The sequence below is a fragment of the Erythrobacter sp. JB3-1 genome (assembly GCF_057364995.1).
The window spans coordinates 1,328,238-1,345,209 of the sequence record NZ_CP200289.1; the positions used below are offsets into that span (position 1 = coordinate 1,328,238).

At 57.3% G+C, this 16,972-nt stretch carries 16 protein-coding genes; 7 read left to right on the plus strand and 9 right to left on the minus strand.

Translation table 11 applies throughout. The features are described 5' to 3' along the window. Positions 1 to 9: 9 nt before the first annotated feature. The 7 genes from AC0V6M_RS06305 to lptB all read right to left on the minus strand — a co-directional run bounded on the left by AC0V6M_RS06305 (position 10) and on the right by lptB (position 7,406). Positions 10 to 1,251, minus strand: coding sequence for an S-methyl thiohydantoin desulfurase family protein (locus AC0V6M_RS06305; protein ID WP_486137984.1), 1,242 nt, complete (start codon positions 1,249 to 1,251; stop codon positions 10 to 12). A 54-nt stretch (positions 1,252 to 1,305) separates the two neighbouring features. Beyond that, positions 1,306 to 2,007: a tRNA (guanine(46)-N(7))-methyltransferase TrmB gene (trmB, locus tag AC0V6M_RS06310; protein WP_486137985.1), complete on the minus strand. Its 702-nt coding sequence runs from the start codon at positions 2,005 to 2,007 to the stop codon at positions 1,306 to 1,308. 39 nt (positions 2,008 to 2,046) lie between these two features. Continuing rightward, positions 2,047 to 2,595: a hypothetical protein gene (locus AC0V6M_RS06315; RefSeq protein WP_486137986.1), complete on the minus strand. Its 549-nt coding sequence runs from the start codon at positions 2,593 to 2,595 to the stop codon at positions 2,047 to 2,049. 9 nt (positions 2,596 to 2,604) lie between these two features. After that, entirely contained in the window at positions 2,605 to 3,990 is a 1,386-nt protein-coding gene (locus AC0V6M_RS06320) for a LysM peptidoglycan-binding domain-containing protein (RefSeq protein WP_486137987.1), read from the minus strand. 179 nt (positions 3,991 to 4,169) lie between these two features. Next, on the minus strand, positions 4,170 to 4,865 hold the full coding sequence (gene ctrA, locus AC0V6M_RS06325; protein WP_472640405.1) for a response regulator transcription factor CtrA: 696 nt from the start codon (positions 4,863 to 4,865) through the stop codon (positions 4,170 to 4,172). Between the two features lie 226 nt (positions 4,866 to 5,091). Further along, the gene (gene rpoN, locus AC0V6M_RS06330) at positions 5,092 to 6,594 is read right to left on the minus strand and encodes an RNA polymerase factor sigma-54 (RefSeq protein ID WP_486137988.1); all 1,503 of its coding nucleotides are present in this window, start codon (positions 6,592 to 6,594) and stop codon (positions 5,092 to 5,094) included. A gap of 20 nt (positions 6,595 to 6,614) precedes the next feature. Further along, complete coding sequence (lptB, locus tag AC0V6M_RS06335; protein ID WP_486137989.1) at positions 6,615 to 7,406, minus strand: LPS export ABC transporter ATP-binding protein; 792 nt, start codon at positions 7,404 to 7,406, stop codon at positions 6,615 to 6,617. A 177-nt stretch (positions 7,407 to 7,583) separates the two neighbouring features. On the opposite strand from lptB, the gene AC0V6M_RS06340 reads away from it, so the two are divergent. Then, on the plus strand, positions 7,584 to 7,979 hold the full coding sequence (locus tag AC0V6M_RS06340; RefSeq protein ID WP_486137990.1) for a hypothetical protein: 396 nt from the start codon (positions 7,584 to 7,586) through the stop codon (positions 7,977 to 7,979). Between the two features lie 7 nt (positions 7,980 to 7,986). On the opposite strand, the gene ppa is transcribed toward AC0V6M_RS06340, so the two are convergent. Then, on the minus strand, positions 7,987 to 8,514 hold the full coding sequence (gene ppa / locus AC0V6M_RS06345; protein ID WP_486137991.1) for an inorganic diphosphatase: 528 nt from the start codon (positions 8,512 to 8,514) through the stop codon (positions 7,987 to 7,989). Positions 8,515 to 8,619: 105 nt separating this feature from the next. Here ppa and hisS point away from each other — a divergent pair, with 105 nt between their 5' ends. From hisS to metK, 6 genes are all read left to right on the plus strand, one after another. Beyond that, positions 8,620 to 9,984: a histidine--tRNA ligase gene (hisS, locus tag AC0V6M_RS06350; RefSeq protein ID WP_486137992.1), complete on the plus strand. Its 1,365-nt coding sequence runs from the start codon at positions 8,620 to 8,622 to the stop codon at positions 9,982 to 9,984. A 102-nt stretch (positions 9,985 to 10,086) separates the two neighbouring features. Further along, complete coding sequence (gene prfA, locus AC0V6M_RS06355; RefSeq protein ID WP_486137993.1) at positions 10,087 to 11,154, plus strand: peptide chain release factor 1; 1,068 nt, start codon at positions 10,087 to 10,089, stop codon at positions 11,152 to 11,154. Then, on the plus strand, positions 11,151 to 11,969 hold the full coding sequence (gene prmC, locus AC0V6M_RS06360) for a peptide chain release factor N(5)-glutamine methyltransferase (RefSeq protein WP_486137994.1): 819 nt from the start codon (positions 11,151 to 11,153) through the stop codon (positions 11,967 to 11,969). Before prfA ends, prmC begins: the two co-directional genes overlap by 4 nt. Positions 11,970 to 12,230: 261 nt before the next feature. Next, positions 12,231 to 12,869, plus strand: a complete 639-nt coding sequence (locus tag AC0V6M_RS06365) for a DUF4167 domain-containing protein (RefSeq protein WP_486137995.1) — start codon at positions 12,231 to 12,233, stop codon at positions 12,867 to 12,869. Between the two features lie 42 nt (positions 12,870 to 12,911). After that, entirely contained in the window at positions 12,912 to 14,522 is a 1,611-nt protein-coding gene (gene lnt / locus AC0V6M_RS06370; RefSeq protein WP_486137996.1) for an apolipoprotein N-acyltransferase, read from the plus strand. A 55-nt stretch (positions 14,523 to 14,577) separates the two neighbouring features. Then, positions 14,578 to 15,795 carry a methionine adenosyltransferase gene (metK, locus tag AC0V6M_RS06375; RefSeq protein WP_486137997.1) on the plus strand — a complete coding sequence of 406 codons (1,218 nt, stop codon included), beginning with the start codon at positions 14,578 to 14,580 and terminating at the stop codon, positions 15,793 to 15,795. On the opposite strand, the gene AC0V6M_RS06380 is transcribed toward metK, so the two are convergent. Further along, on the minus strand, positions 15,792 to 16,970 hold the full coding sequence (locus tag AC0V6M_RS06380) for a CaiB/BaiF CoA transferase family protein (protein ID WP_486137998.1): 1,179 nt from the start codon (positions 16,968 to 16,970) through the stop codon (positions 15,792 to 15,794). The two genes, metK and AC0V6M_RS06380, sit on opposite strands and share 4 nt — an antisense overlap. Between the last annotated feature and the right edge of the window lie 2 nt (positions 16,971 to 16,972).

Consider the following 16,972-nt stretch of genomic DNA (forward strand, 5'->3'; position numbering starts at 1 on the left):
GTACCTGCTTTACGCAGCGCTCGACACGAGCTCCTCGATCGGTACATAGTCCAGATCATAGCCAAAGTAGCGCGGGCTGAAGACCGCTAGGCCCGCTTCGCTGCGCCAGATCGGATCGCTCTTAAAACCCAGCACAGCAACAGACTGCCCATTCTCATAGCCCGGATTGACCACTCCATCGCCGCTCTCGAGGTCGATCAGGCTGATGAGGTCCGGGCATGTCGCGACGACGACGCCATCTCGGCGGGCGACGAGATGTTCGTTCTTCACGTCAGTTTCAAAGGATTGGCTTTCGAAATCGCCGGTTCCGGCCAGTGTCACTTTGCCTTGGAGAAATCCGTCCTCATCGGCCCATTCGGTGCTCGCGACTACGCCTGTGAACAGCAGGTAACCATCACCTGCCACCCTCGCGGCTTCGATAGGATCATTACCGGCGACCTTAGCTTCGCGCACCGCTTTGCCGATCGATATCGCTAAGGTTAGGCTGCCAGTCACCAGCGTGCCTTCCGTTTTGGCTTGCTCGCCCGTGATGGGCGAGTCTGCGACGCCGCACTCGCGGCTTACCACGGCTACGCTTCGCAAAATGTCCTCCGCACGGGTGGGATCGCCCAAAGTGCCGATGACCATCTCATCACCAAACGGAGTGGCTGCGCCAATTGGTGTGAGCGGAACGCCTGCGACCTTCACCGAATGCTGGTTGATCTCTGGCACTGCGCGGCCGACCGTGTCGGCGTCCAGCGCAGGTACGCCCAGCCGCGCTGCGATTGAAAGACCTTCGGCCAGGCTTAGCGGGCCAATTTCCCCAAGGATGACTCCTGCAAACTTTTGATCCAGATGGCGTTCTAACGTCTCGAACGCTGCCTGCACGGGTTCTTCGATCTTGTTGTCGATCGCATCCAACCGCGCCTGCATGTCTTCACTTGTTGGCGCGAGGCTGGCCAAGCCATAGGGGCAGGCGACCCGATCATCATCAGCGAGGCCAGAGACTGGAATCGCGCTGAACTTGTGGCCAGCCGCCAGGTCTGAGGCGATCAATTCGCGCGCTTCGGAGAGACTACCGCCGCCGCCAGTGCCAAGATAGGAGCTGCCGACCAGCGCATCTTCCAGCGCTTCCGCGTCTAGCAATCTGCCGCCTTGATCGAGCGCTGCTGCGATCCGATCGCCGCCCGAACTGCTCGTGATCTCACTACAAGCCGAAAGCGCACTTGCACCGATTGCCACTCCTGCCAGAAATTGTCGCCGCGCTACCATGTTGCCCCCTAGGTTATGAGCCAAGTCTGGCGCAGCGGAGCTATGAAAGCAAATTCAGCGTTTGCGGTAACGGAAATACCAAATTTCGTGCTCGAACACTTCGCGCGCCTTCTTTTCATAGCGCGTTTCTGGCCAGCCGGATGGTCGGTTTTGGAAGCTCTCCGGACCATCGGTCACCCATTCCAGACAATCTGAAAAGCGCTGCATCACCATCAGCGCATGGCGCAGGTAAATCGCATGGTCGGTCCCAAAGCGGAATTCGCCGCCGGGTTTAAGCTTGTCCGCGATCATGGCGATGGGGCCATCATTGACCATGCGCCGCTTTGCGTGGCGCGCCTTTGGCCAGGGATCAGGGTGCAGCAGATACACCATGGTCAGAGCGCCATCGGGAATTCGGCTCAGCACATCGAGCGCATCGCCCGCGTGCAGGCGGACATTGGTCAGCCCTTGATCATCGACATGCCCAAGCGCGGCTGCCACGCCGTTCATGAATGGCTCGGCGCCGATTAGTCCATGGTTGGGCAATAAGTCCGCGCGGTAGGCAAGGTGCTCTCCGCTGCCAAAACCGATCTCAAAGTGCATCGGACAATCTTGGCCGAACAGCCTCTCCGCAGTGACTGGACCTTCCGCGGGCACGGCAATGCGAGGCAGCAAATCATCCACCAAGCCTTGCTGGCGCGCGCGCAGGGGTTTGCCGACGCTGCGGCCGTACAAACGGTTGAGTGTCGTGGGATCGCCTTCTTTGTGCGCAGTCATGCGCCTCCGCTAGAAAGAGCGCAGGCCCATGTCCAGTGCTCAGTCCGCGACAGTCACTTCCATCGGCGCATTATTGTAGTCCATCGGGAACACAGACGCGGTGAATTGTCCCTCGACATAGAACACAACGCCGCCGGTGCGTTTGGCAATTTGCATCTGGCCATATTCATCGATCCGCTGCCAGCGGCCGGCTGCCTCTAGCTTCGGCCGGTCCATAAAGCTGGGGCTCAGGGCCGAGCACGCCTCATCGAACCACAGGACTTGCTGTTCGGGATAGCCTGGATATGTGAAATTGATCTGGCAGGCAGAGCGCTCCCCGCGTTGCACATCATCTAAAGAAATGATCCGGGCTTCGCTCGCGATTGGTGCGTTTGCTTTATCTTGCGGCGGTAGAGCAGGGGAGCCTGTCCGCTTGATTTCCGCTGAACTTGGCTCGTCCGATGACGTTTCGGTCAAGGGCGCTGGAACGGCCGACGCGGCTTGCTTGGCGCCTTCGTCCTTCGTCAGAGCCCCAGCATCTGAGCACGCAGCCACAATCCACGGCAGCGCGGCGAGCAGGAGATATCGAAAGTTCTTTGGGCGTTTCATTACCTCAGCTTAGTCTGGATCAAATTCGATATGAAGGTGGTTGTTGGCCGGATTGTTTGGGAAGACCTCAAACAGTACATCGTAATCCGACCCAACAGCCTCGCTCACGGCATCTCGCAAGGCCCTCCCTTGAGCAATGGTCAGATTGTTACCTCGGAAATCCAGCGCTTTGTTTTCATAGTGGAGGGAGTTCTCGCTATGTCGCGCGTCATTGCCGCTTGTTATGACAGGCTGAGGCAAGCCGAGCTGCTGCGCTGCTACTGCCACAGCACGGATCGCGGGGTCCATGGATGAGTGCAGCTGAGAAAGGTTCACACTGCTACTCTTGATGGCAACGCCCACTTCTGCGGCAAGCACTCTACCGTCGAACGAACCGGTCGCTGGCTCAGATGTGGGCTGCGCTACGCTGGCTGAACCTGGCAGGCCCACTCTGAATTCGCCCGGGCGATAGCGCTCAAGATCCGGCGTCGTGCCATGACGGTGAATGGCGTCGCCTCGTCCTAGCACAGGTCCATCAAGGGCATTGATCCACCCCAGATTGACGGAATCAGAATAGTTCGGATTGGCATAATTCAGGTGTGATCCGATTGAGGACTCTCTGCCCTGAGCGCGCTCGGCAAGATAGCTGTCCACCAATTGATCAACGCGCGCGCTCACCTGAGCCATTGGGATTTGTTCGACGGAGGTACGCCCGTCTGGCCAAGACACAGGGCCGTTGATGTCTGAGAATTGATATGGCGCGTTCGCTACATCGGCGACTGTATCACCCCAGCGCCCTGATGCAGTGCGATTGAGCAGAGTGTCGATGATCCCATGTGCCTGAGCTTCTCCAGCCGACTGCACCCATTCGGTCTGTAGGACGCGCTTCAAATTATTGACGTCCGCCTGAGACAGGCTGAGGGTCTCGCCGTTGAAGGTCGTCGAACCAACAGGCGCAACATCGCTTGGCCCGGTGACAGCCGGTGTCCCACTGTCAGAGGCTTCGACCCCAATTTGCGGTGATGACGGCGCGGCCGCTCTTGTCGCTGGAAGAGTAATCTCTTGCCCCGGGTAAATAAGGTTGGCGTTGCGAATTTGAGGATTAGCATTCAGCACAGCTTGCAAGGATAGGCCCGCGCTTCGCGCAATAACGCCTAAGGTATCACCCCTCACAACAGTGTGCGTGCTTGTTCCTGCGCCCGGCACATTTAGACTGTCGCCAGCATATATGCGGTTAGGGTTGGAAATCCCATTGGCTCTCGCCAGGGTCGCCACGTCGGTTCCAAACCTCTGCGCAATGCTGCTGAGTGTGTCACCACTGCGTATCGTATAGCTGCTTTGAGCGCTCGAGCTCTGCATTGCAGCGGCGATACGGCTGGTTTCGTTAGAAATATTCTGTGCGGCTGCGTTTACCATGCCCATACCTCCATCGCTCAGCATGGTCTCACAGAGGGCACCTGTTGTATCTATACGTTTCGTAGAGACTGCGGCAGGACGAGTTTACCGCGAGGCGAAAACAGCAAAACGCCCGGAGCATTGCTGCCCCGGGCGTTTCTCGTTCCCGTCCCAGAAGACTGGAGAATTCGTTTGGCCGCTTAAGCGGCCTCTGCTTCTGCGTCTGGATCGCGCAGCACATAGCCGCGGCCCCAGACCGTTTCGATGTAGTTTTCACCGCCGCAAGCGTGGCTCAATTTCTTACGCAGCTTACAGATGAAAACATCGATGATTTTGAGTTCAGGTTCGTCCATTCCGCCGTAAAGGTGGTTGAGGAACATTTCCTTGGTGAGCGTCGTGCCTTTGCGCAGGCTGAGCAGCTCAAGCATGGCGTATTCTTTACCGGTCAGGTGAACGCGGGCACTGTCGACTTCAACAGTCTTCGCATCGAGGTTCACGGCAAGCTTGCCAGTGCGGATGATTGATTGGCTGTGGCCCTTAGAGCGGCGCACAACAGCATGGATGCGAGCAACCAGCTCTTCACGGTGGAATGGCTTGGTGACATAGTCATCAGCGCCAAATCCAAAGCTGCGGATCTTGCTGTCCATTTCGGCAATGCCTGAAAGGATCAAAACCGGTGTCTGCACTTTAGCGACACGCAGTTTCTTCAGCACGTCATATCCGTGCATGTCTGGGAGGTTCAGGTCGAGCAGGATGATATCGTAATCATACAGCTTACCTAGATCCAAGCCTTCTTCGCCGAGGTCGGTCGAATAGACATTGAAGCCCTCTGTCGTGAGCATAAGCTCAATTGCTTTGGCCGTTGTTGGCTCGTCCTCAATCAAGAGCACACGCATTGCTGGTCCCCTATATACCCAGATCATCGTAACAAAGTGTCACGGTAACTCCTCGCTAAGAGGTGTTGCCATGTATTAACCACATAAGTTCTGAACGGAAAAGGTTAATTTACCGTAAAGCATTAGAAATCGGCGAGTCGCAGGGGTTCATACCTATACGGCGGATGGCCTAAATCCCTCCGCTTATGAGACGCTTAGGTACGCTTAGATGCTGTAAGGCACTGGCTTAAAGGTTGGCGAGCTTCTTTTGCCGGCGCCGTTCTGCGCTGGAGCCGATGCCGATAGCTTCACGATATTTGGCAACTGTTCTGCGCGCTAGGTCGAAGCCTTCGTCTTTCAGAAGGTCTGCGAGTTTCTGGTCGGATAAGATCTTTTTGGCCTCTTCAGCATCGGTCAGAGCTTTAATGCGGGCTTTGATCGCTTCGGACGATGCGCCTTCGCCATCGCTGGATGAAACGCCGCTGGTGAAGAAGTATTTCAGTTCAAAGCAGCCGCGCTCGCAGTGCAAGAACTTGTTGCTGGTCACGCGGCTGACCGTGCTTTCGTGCATGTCGATTTCTTCGGCGACCTCGCGCAAAGTTAGAGGGCGAAGCTCCGACACGCCATTGCGAAAGAAGCCTTCCTGCTTCTTCACGATCTCGGCTGCCGTCTTCAGAATGGTCTTTTGGCGCTGGTCCAGCGCCCGGATGAGCCAATGGGCATCGGCCAGCTTTTCCTTCAACCAGCTTTGCGCGTCGGGATCCGGCGCGCCATCGCGCAGTTCGACAAAGTAAGATCGGTTGACGATAAGGCGCGGCAAGGTCTCCTCATTCAACGCCACATCCCAGCCGCCCTCACCATTATCAGTTAGCAGAATGTCCGGCACAACCGCGCTCGCAGTGCTTGCACCATAGGCCAGCCCTGGTTTCGGATCATAGCCGCGCAGTTCGGCGAGCATGTCGGCAAAGTCTTCTTCATCCACTCCGCACACGCGCTTCAGCCTGGCGATTTCGCCGCGTGCGACCCACTCCAGATGGTCAATCAATTGCGCCATGCACGGGTCATAGCGGTCCGCTTCGCGCGCTTGGATCGCCAGGCATTCAGACAGGCTGCGCGCGCCAACTCCGCTAGGGTCGAGCGTTTGCACTGCCTTTAGGGCGCTTTCAGCATCAGGTAGTTCCACCCCAAGATCGTAGGCAACATCGCGCAAATCAAATGAGAGATAGCCCGCCTCGTCGAGCAATCCGATCAAGTGACGCGCAATGAAAGCCTCGCGTTCGTCTTTGGCTGCCGCGCCAATTTGCTCGCCAAGATGTTCCGCAAGCGTGATTTGCGCCGCGCTTGTTTGCTCAAGGTCGGGCAGCATATCTGAACCGCCGCCACTGCTCGCGGCCGCTCCCCACTCTGCATCGCCTGCCGCAGGACCGTTTGCCCCATCGCCGGTGTCTCGGTCGCGGTCGAGCGCGCCCGTGTCCAAATCGAGCGGAGCCTCGCTCTCGCCTTGCGCTTGGCCGATCAGTTGGTCGGCGGTGAATTCTTCGCGCGGGATGTCATCACTTTCCCCGCTGGGCCCGCTATCTTCACTGGACAGCGCCCCGGCCTCGAGCAGTGGATTGGCTTCCAAAGCGTCGGAGATGAAGGTTTCGATTTCGAGGTTTGATGCCGCCAGCAGTTTGATCGCCTGCTGCAATTGCGGCGTCATCACCAAAGACTGTGACTGGCGTAGGTCTAGCCTTGGGCCAAGCGCCATGATTTAGTTCCGCCGTCTCGTCACAAAGTGAAGCCTTCACCGAGATAGAGCCGTTTGACGTTCTCGTCTGCGACAAGCGCCTGAGGCGTTCCGGCGAAGAGCACTTGCCCGCCGTATATAATGCATGCGCGATCAACGATATCGAGCGTTTCTCGAACGTTGTGATCAGTAATCAGCACGCCAATGCCGCGCCCTTTGAGGTCTTTTACAAGATCGCGAATATCGCTGATCGACAGCGGGTCGATGCCGGCAAACGGTTCATCGAGCAGCATGATGGAGGGCTTTGCGGCCAGCGCCCGGGCAATCTCGCACCGCCGCCGCTCACCGCCTGACAAGGCCATGGCTGGCGAACTGCGCAGTTCTGTAAGGCCAAACTCACCGAGCAGGCGTTCCAGTTCTTGAGCGCGCGTATCACTGTCCGGCTCGACCATCTCGAGCACGCAATTGATATTCTGCTCAACGGTCATGCCGCGAAAAATACTGGTTTCCTGAGGCAGGTAGCCAAGCCCTAAGATCGCGCGGCGATACATCGGCAGTTTGGTGACATCTTCGCCGTCCATCAGGATCCGGCCGGAATCCGGGCGAACAAGACCCATTATCGAATAGAAGCACGTCGTCTTGCCTGCGCCATTGGGGCCAAGCAGGCCCAGCACCTCGCCTTTGCCGACAGTCAAGGAAATGTCACTTAGGACCGAGCGCTTGTCATAGCTTTTGGCAATAGAAATGACTTCGAGGCCGCCGCCAGGCAGCGGCGCTGTAGCATCGGCGGTGCCGCTTTCAAGCGTCTCGGCTAGGGCGTTTGTCTTACTCATCGGACCACCCTTAGCACCGCATTCCAGACATAAAAGGGCGGTATTGCCCAATTTGGCAGGATTTTTGCGTGTCGCGATTCCTGCAACAAAATTGCGGATTGGTTAGCGAGCTTGCAAGATATGCCGCAATTTGAAATACTCCACGCTTGGGGAACGAATCCGTTGGAGAGCGGCACAATGAAAAATATCGCGCATCGCTATGACGCAAACGAGCAAGCTGACAGAAAATCTGATGGCTATGCTCTCGATTGGCGTAAATCGATGAGCGATCACGTTGCCTATGCGCTGCTCGTCTACACGGGCCTTCAGATATTCGTGACGATTAAGGCGCTCAACACCGGCAGCGCATCCATCCTGCCGTACATTGCACTCGTGGTCTTGGTCGCGGCCATTATTCCGGCGTGTCGCTGGTTCGAGAAGCGCTGGACTAGCCTGTCAGACAGCGAAGCGGCAGACCAAGCGTATCGTCCGGCTTTCCGGCGCGATCTTGCTGGCCTTTGGGTGATGGCGATTGGCCTGCCGTTCGTGCTGACTTTTTGTTTTAAAGGCGTCTCTTCGCTTTTGTGGGCCTGATCAGCGATTAGGCGTTAGCGCGCTCAATCGCTTCAACAACAATGCGCTGAGCTTCCGCGCGGTCACCCCATTTCCCGATACGGACCCACTTTTCCGCTTCAAGATCTTTGTAGTGTGTGAAGAAATGCTCGATTTGTTGAAAAATGATCGACGGCAAATCTTTGGTCTCACCCACATCTGAATAGTACGGGAAAGTTGTGTCAACCGGCACGCAGATCAGTTTTTCATCGCCGCCGTGCTCATCTTCTAAGTTTAAAACGCCAATCGGGCGAGCATGCACAACGCAGCCAGCCATAAACGGCGTGCGCGCAATGACCAAAGCATCCAATGGATCGCCATCAGGACTGAGTGTGTGCGGCACAAAGCCGTAGTTTGCCGGGTAACGCATTGGCGTGTGCAGGATGCGGTCGACGAACAATGCGCCGCTTTCCTTGTCAAATTCATACTTCACCGGCTCGCCGCCAGTGGGCACTTCAATGATCACATTGAGGTCTTCAGGTGGATTATTTCCGGTCGGGATTTTGTCGATACGCATGCTGCTATCCTACTAGTGTCAAAGCCCTCTTCCTGAGCTTGAGTGCCCCCTAGCTGTGCGGCTCTATTGCGGCAAGATGATCTTGCCCCTAATCGCTCAGGTGTAATGTCGAAAAACACTCCAAAAGCCATTCGTGGGACGCAAGATATCTTTGGCGCTGATGCTGAAGCCTTTTCGTTCGTGGTCGAAACCTTCGAGCGCGTGCGGCGGCTTTACCGATTTCGCCGCATTGAAATGCCGGTGTTTGAGAAGACGGAAGTGTTTGCGCGCTCGCTTGGCGAGACGACGGATGTTGTCTCCAAAGAAATGTACTCGTTCGAGGATCGTGGCGGGGATTCGCTCACGCTTAGGCCAGAGTTCACCGCTGGCATTGCCCGTGCGTATCTGACCAATGGCTGGCAGCAGCACGCGCCGCTAAAGGCGGCAACGCACGGCCCGCTGTTCCGCTATGAGCGCCCGCAAAAGGGGCGCTACCGGCAGTTTCACCAGATCGATGCTGAGATTATCGGGGCGGCAGAACCGCAGGCCGATGTTGAGTTGCTGTGCATGGCCGACCAGCTTTTGAAAGAGCTGGGTATCGAAGGGGTGACTTTGCATCTCAACACCTTGGGCGATGGGGCAAGCCGGGAGGCTTGGCGGGCGGCGTTGATCGACTATTTCAGCGCGGTGAAAGATCAGCTGTCGGAAGATTCGCAGGAACGGCTGGAGAAAAACCCGCTACGCATTCTCGACAGCAAGGATCGCCGAGACAAACCTTTCCTGGCCGACGCGCCGAAAATCGATGATTTTCTGTCTGATGAGGCGCGGGGGTTTTTTAAAGCCGTGACTGACGGCCTGGACGCAGCAGGCGTCAAATGGGTGCGGGCAGAGGCGCTTGTGCGCGGACTCGATTATTATCGCCACACTGCCTTTGAATTCATTCCGGACGAGGGTTCCGCAGCGGCAGACGCTCTGGGTGCACAAAGCACAGTGCTGGGCGGTGGTCGCTATGACGGCTTGATGGAAAGCCTGGGCGGACCAGCGACGCCAGCCGTTGGCTGGGCGGCCGGAATTGAACGGTTGGCTATGTTGGTTGACTTTGGCGATGATGATCGACCCAAGATGAGATCCAACTTTGGCGTTTTCTCCGAATCCAAACTCGGAGATGGGAAAGCCATAGAAGTTGCGGTCCGTCTTCGAAATGCTGGCTTTAGTGTCGAATTACGAACAGCTGGGTCGCCCAAAAAGCGCTTTTCAAAAATGATGACTGATGAGAACAACTTCTTGGTTTGGGTCACCGATGATGAGGCGGGGGAGCCAATAATCAAAGCTCGGAATGTAGCAAAGTATGCGAGTTGGAAGCCTGATCCTCAGCGGATTCGTGCGCTTCTCTCTGATATCTGTAAAATAGAAGATGGCTTTGAGAACGAACTTTTAGTTCGTGAAAGTTGGGATGAAATGGTCGCTCGCCGCCGCAAGAAGGAGGTTTAGCCTTTCGTCATCCCGGACTTGATCCGGGATCCACGGCAGAGCCACTGCCTACTGTAAGCTGGATTCCCGCTTTCGCGGGAATGACGATAAGAGAAGTTTCACATGCAAATCCCCGCAGAACGCCTTGATCAGATCGCCCACCGCTTCGCTGAGCTGGAAGCCCGCATGGCATCTGGCACGCTGGAGGGTGACGAGTTCGTACGCGCTTCGCGTGACTATTCAGAGCTTGAGCCGGTTGCAAAGCTATCGCTGCAGGTAAAGGCGATGCGGGAGGAAATTGCTGGTCTCGAAGACATGCTGGCTGATCCTGAAATGAAGGCGATGGCTGAGGAAGAGCTGGGTGAACTGCGCGAGCAATTGCCGTTGGCAGAGCGCCAGCTTGCGATAGCCTTGCTGCCCCGTGACGCCGCCGACAGCAAGCCAGCCATGCTGGAAATCCGCGCAGGGACCGGCGGGGACGAAGCGGCTTTGTTCGCTGGCGATCTTTACCGCATGTATGAACGCTTTGCCTCTGAGCAGGGGTGGAAGGTCGAACCCGTCAGCATGAACGCATCAGAAGTTGGAGGCTTTAAGGAAATCGTTGCGAACGTGCGCGGGGCCGATGTGTTTGCGAAGCTCAAGTTTGAAAGCGGTGTTCACCGGGTCCAGCGCGTTCCTGAAACCGAGAGCGGCGGGCGTATCCATACATCTGCAGCCACTGTTGCGGTGCTGCCAGAGCCGGATGAGGTGGATATCCGGATCGATCCCGGTGATCTCAAAATAGACACGTACCGGGCGAGTGGTGCCGGGGGGCAGCACGTCAACACAACCGACAGCGCGATCCGCATAACCCACGAGCCGAGCGGCCTGGTGGTCACCTGCCAAGATGGACGCAGCCAGCATAAGAATCGCGAGAAAGCGATGCAGGTTCTGCGCGCGCGGCTGTTTGAGAAAACGCGTGATGAAGCGCAAGGCGCCGAGGCGGAAGCGCGCAAGGCTATGGTGGGATCAGGCGACCGTTCCGAACGGATCCGGACTTATAATTTCCCCCAGGGCCGGGTGACGGACCACCGTATAGGGCTGACCTTGCACAAGCTTGAAGATGTGCTCGCAGGCCCAGGCCTTAATGAATTGGTCGATGCATTGACGGCAGAAGATGAAGGCAAGCGGCTGGCTGCGCTGAGCGAATGACCATTGCCGAAGTTTTGCGCGAGGCGGCTCAGAAGCTCTCGAGCACCAGTGACACCGCGCGTCTCGATGCCGAAATTCTGATGGCTCATGCTCTTGGCAAAAGCCGATCTGACATGCTGCTGAGGCATATGAAGGACGAGGCGCCAGGGGGCTTTAAGGCCTTGCTTAATCGCCGCATAGGGCGTGAGCCAGTGGCCTACATAACCGGCGTGCAAGAGTTCTACGGGCGTGAATTTCGCGTCACGCCTGATGTCTTGATCCCGCGCGGTGACAGCGAAAGCGTGGTGGAAGCGGCGCTTTCGAGAGCTCCAAACCCCACCCAGATTCTCGACCTCGGCACGGGAAGCGGTGCCCTCCTGCTCACTTTGCTAGCTGAAAGCGAAGCGTCCGGCTTGGGCATCGACCAATCGTCTTCAGCAATTGATGTGGCAAAGGCCAATGCGGAAAAGTTGGGCGCTGCCGACAGAGCGCAGTTTCGCGTCGCAGACTGGAACGTGCCCGGCTGGAGCGAGAGCCTCGGCCTTTATGATCTGATCATTTCCAATCCGCCCTATGTGGAGAGCGCCGCGGCGCTAGACCCGGATGTGCGCGATTTTGAGCCTGCGAGCGCTCTGTTTGCGGGGGAAGAAGGGCTCGATGACTACCGCCGCATCATCCCACAATTGCGAGGCCTGTTGACGCCGGATGGTATCGCAGTGCTCGAAATAGGGGCGGAACAAGCGTCCGCTGTTAGCTCAATCGCTGAGAATGAAGGCTTTAACGTGGAGACTACTCGCGATCTCGCAGGCCGCGACCGAGCATTGATCCTCACATGATAAGCGATTCGGGGTTGACGAAATTTCGACAGGGCTTGGCAAACGCGGCCAGCCTCGCTAACCCCGAATCAGGCAATTGATCGGCACGGGCTGCAAATCAATTGGTCTAGCTCCGTATGAAAGCATGGATCTGCCGCGTGGATACCCCCGGCTCGTACAGCGCGGAGCGCGCGCCAATATTAGACTGGCGTTTGGACGAGGGGTCTACTGGTCATGGTGCAATGAGAATTGTCCGAAGGCCGTAAATGAGGATGAATTTCCTTGAATAACAATCGTAACAATCGTCGCCGCGGTCGCGGTAATCGCAATCAAGGCGGCGGCAATCAGCTAAACCGGATCGACAGCAGGGCGCGCGGCAACGCGCCACAATTGCTCGATAAATACAAGAAGCTTGCACAGGATGCTCAGCATCACGGTGACCGGGTCCAGGCTGAGTATTATTTGCAGTTTGCCGACCACTATCTGCGCGTAATCGCCGATAATAAGGCCCGCCAAGACGAAGCGCGGGCCAAGCGCCAGGAAGAACGCGGCCAATCAGGTGAAGAGGGCGATGAGGATGAAGACGGTGAAAACCGTCGCCGTTCGCGCCGGCCACGCTCACGCCGCGACGAACAGGCCAATGACCAGCAAGCTGACAGCGACAACGGCGCCGAAGCGGATGCCAGTGATTCAAGTTCGGATGATGCAGGCGAAGAAGAGCCCAAGCGCCGTGCGCGCAAGCCGCGCGGTGAAGGCCAGTCGGAAGAACGCACCACGCGCCGGAAGCCTCGTGCGCCGCGCAAACCTAAGAGCGACAACAAGGTTGCTGATGAAATCGACGCTTCCGTTCTGCCGCCAGCGATTGGCGGGGACGCACCGAGCCAAGATGACAGCGGCGACAATCTGGAAACAGTAGATTAACAGCGCTTAAGGGCAGGGATGATCGCGGGATAGGCAGCCAATATGCGGGCAATCTTTGATCGCTGGATCGGCACTGCCCGCGCGCATCCCAATTGGACGACATTATTGCTGGGCGCACTGGCCGCGCTCGGTTTCCCTCCGCTTGGGTGGTGGCCAGTGACTTTGGCTGCTGTTTCGGCCTTCGTCGTTTTGCTAAGTCATGCCGACAATTGGCGCAGGGCCGCTTTGCTTGGCTGGTTGTTCGGGTGGTCGCACCTGACCTTGGCCAACAATTGGATTGCTACGGCGTTCACATATCAAGCCGAGATGCCGCAGTTCCTGGGCTGGTTCGCGGTGCCATTGCTGTGCATCTATCTGGCACTCTATCCAGCGTTAGCCGCCGTTATCGCCCATATTGCCGCAAGACGCGCGGGATTGCCCGCGTTCGGAATGGTGCTTGCCGCTGCTTGGATTGTGACGGAGTGGCTGCGCGGCTGGGTCTTTACAGGTTATCCGTGGCCTCCACTCGGCCTATCTTTGCTGGGATCTTGGGAGCGGCCAGGGCTGGCGATATTGCTGCCATGGCTTGGCACCTATGCGCTTTCGGGACTGGTGATTTTACTCGCTACAGGTCTTGCCTATCTCGCGCTTAACAAGGCACGGATCGGCCTCATCATATTGGTTGCTTCGATCTCAATCGGAATGCTCTTTCCTTTGTCGAGCGTTCTTGAGCGTAAAGACAGCGCAGTGCCTTATGCGCTGATCCAGCCTCTGATCCCGCAACCAGAGATCAACGACCCGAGTAAGTTTGAAGAACAATTCGCGCGTATCACTCAGCCGACTTTGCCGGGTCGTGAGCAGCCTCGGCTGGTGTTATGGCCGGAAAGCGGGGTGCCCGACTATCTCGAGGATGGCTATCCGCAGCGATATTATGACCGAATGACAGCGGCGGGCGATCCAGAGTTTGCGCGCAATCGAATAGCCTCGGTCATTGGCTCAGAATCGCTGCTGCTATCCGGTGTGGTAAACCTCGACCTTGCCGAGAAGAATGGCTTCATCCGCGCGGTCAGCGCGAGAAACTCTGTCATAGCTTTGGACGGCGCAGGCGATATTACGCAGCAATATGCCAAGGCACACTTGGTGCCATATGGCGAGTATTTGCCGATGCGCGGCCTGTTAGAACCGCTGGGCCTCAGTCGCTTGGTAGCAGGCTCGATTGATTATCTGCCCGGCCCGGGTCCGCGCACGCTCAATACGGGGGCGTTTGGCAAAGTGGGCGTCCAAATTTGCTATGAGATCGTCTTTTCCGGCCAAGTGGTCGATACCGCCAATCGTCCTGATTACCTTTTCAATCCGTCGAATGATGGATGGTTTGGTGCTTGGGGCCCGCCGCAGCATTTGGCTCAGGCGAGACTGCGCGCCATCGAAGAAGGCTTGCCCGTCCTTCGCTCGACCACAACCGGGATCAGCGCGGTGATCGATGCTAATGGGATTGTGCGGCAGAGCATTGCGACCGGCAATGCGGATAGGCTCGATGGCTTTGTGCCAATCGCCAAGCCGCCGACCCTATTTGCGCGTTTGGGCAATGCCCTCCCGCTCATCTGGGCTGCGTTCTTGAGCTTACTGGCGCTGGCCGTGTCCAGACTGGTTGCGCAACGCCGCGCTGCGAGTTAGGGCTTACTAGACATAAAGATTTCCTTATATCCTGTGGCTCTAACGCAGAGGTACCATGCGTAGCGAATATTTGTTCACATCAGAAAGTGTCTCTGAGGGTCATCCGGATAAGGTCTCTGACCAAATTTCCGATGCCATTGTCGATCTGTTTCTGTCGAAAGATCCGGAAGCCCGGGTGGCCTGCGAAACCCTGACCACGACGCAGCGCGTTGTGCTCGCGGGCGAAATTCGCGCGAAGGGTATTTACGAGAACGGCGAGTGGGCCGAGGGCGCGCTGGACGAGATCGAGCGCACCGTTCGCAACACCGTGAAAGAGATTGGTTACGCTCAACCCGGCTTCCATCATGAGACGCTGACCTTTGAGAACCATCTGCATGGCCAGTCCGCCGAAATTGCTATGGGCGTGGATGCGGGTTCAGAAGGCTCGAACAAAGACGAAGGCGCTGGCGACCAAGGCATTATGTTTGGCTTTGCGTGCGATGAGACGCCGGATCTGATGCCAGCGACGCTGGACTACAGCCATAAGATTTTGCAGCGCCTCGCGCGTGACCGCAAATCGGGCGTGGCTCCGTTCCTTGAGCCGGATGCGAAAAGCCAGGTGACCTTGCGTTATCGCGATGGGAAGCCAGTGGCTTGCACAGCGATTGTGGTTTCAACCCAGCACGCACCAGGCTATCACGAATGTGAGAAAGAGGCGGAACTCAAGGCCTATGTCAAAGGCGCGGTTGGTGATGTCTTGCCAGACGGCTTCATCAGTGACGAGACGGTCTGGCATATCAACCCGACAGGTGCCTTTGAGATTGGCGGCCCAGATGGGGACGCTGGCCTGACCGGGCGCAAGATCATTGTCGACACCTATGGCGGCGCTAGCCCGCATGGCGGCGGTGCCTTTAGCGGCAAAGATCCGACGAAGGTTGATCGCAGCGCGGCCTATATCACCCGCTATTTGGCGAAGAATATCGTTGCCGCCGGATTGGCAAAACGCTGCACAATTCAGCTTGCCTATGCCATCGGTGTGTCAAAGCCATTGTCGCTCTATGTCGACACCTTCGGTACGGGCACGGTAGGCGATGACCGTATTGAAGAAGCTATCCTCGGCATCGAAAGCCTTGGCGGATTGACGCCGCGCGGCATCCGTACGCACTTGGGCTTGAACAAGCCTATCTACCTTAGAAGTGCAGCCTATGGCCATTTCGGCCGCCAGGCCAAAGGCGATTTCTTTCCATGGGAACGCACGGATCTGGTCGATACGCTGAAGGCAGCGCTCACCTAATCGGCCGAGTTGTCCGCGGAAGCTGGGGTGTCCTCACCCAGCCTTGGTGATGGGCGATCCAGCGCCAGCTCTGCGTCAGAGAATGCAAATGGGCTGCGTACACTCGGTTGCCCGTCTAGCTCGACCTTCAGGCTGCGGGCTTGCACTTGCGGGTCGGCAAACACCTGTTCAAGATCATTGATCGGGCCAGCCGGTACACCGGCGGCTGCGCAGGCTTTTAGCAAGTCCTCGCGCGCCCAATTCGTGGTTTCTTGTGCGATCATGCCGTCGACCAGATCTCGGCTGGCGATCCGTGCCTCATTGGTCGCAAACCTCTCATCACTCAGCAGGTCTTCACGCTTGAGCACGTTCAGCAGCTTGCGGAAGAGGCCATCGTTTGCAGGTGCAAGAACGACTGGACCATCGCGCGTAGGGAAGACGCCATAGGCGCTCACCTGAGCATGCGCATTGCCCATGCGAGGCGGGATTTGATCCGTGGCAAAATAGCTTGTGGCTTGATTGGCGAGCAAGGCGACTGAGCAATCGAGCAGGCTCATATCGATCCATTGCCCTTTGCCAGTGCGTTCTCGCATCAGCAGCGCGGCTTGAATCGCGTTGGCGGCATAGAGGCCGCAGGCAAGGTCGGAGATAGACACCCCATGCTTCATGGGCTCGCCACCGGGCTCACCGGTGAGCGACATGAAACCGCTCATCGCTTGAATAACGAAGTCGTAACCGGGCTCATCGCGCCTTGGCCCATCTTGGCCAAAACCGCTGATGGAGCAATATGCGACTCTAGAATTGGATTGCGCGATACTCCCATAATCCAATTCGAATTTTGTGAGCGTGCCCGGTTTGAAATTTTCCAGGACCACATCCGCTTCGTTGCAAAGATTGCGGACAAATTGCCGATCTTGCTCGATGGTAAAATCGGCTTTCACTGAGCGCTTGCCGCGGTTGCAGGCGTGGTAGTAAGCGGCCTCGCGCTCAGTCGCGCCGTCCCGGCCTTCTCGCTCAATCCAGGGTGGACCCCACAGCCGGGTACCATCCCCTTGAGGACTCTCAATCTTGATGACATCAGCGCCCAGATCAGCGAGAATTTGCCCCGCCCATGGCCCAGCCAAGACGCGTGCGAGCTCCACCACTCGCACGCCGGCCAGCGGAGCGTTCGGATTGCGCAGGTTTTCGAGCCACATTG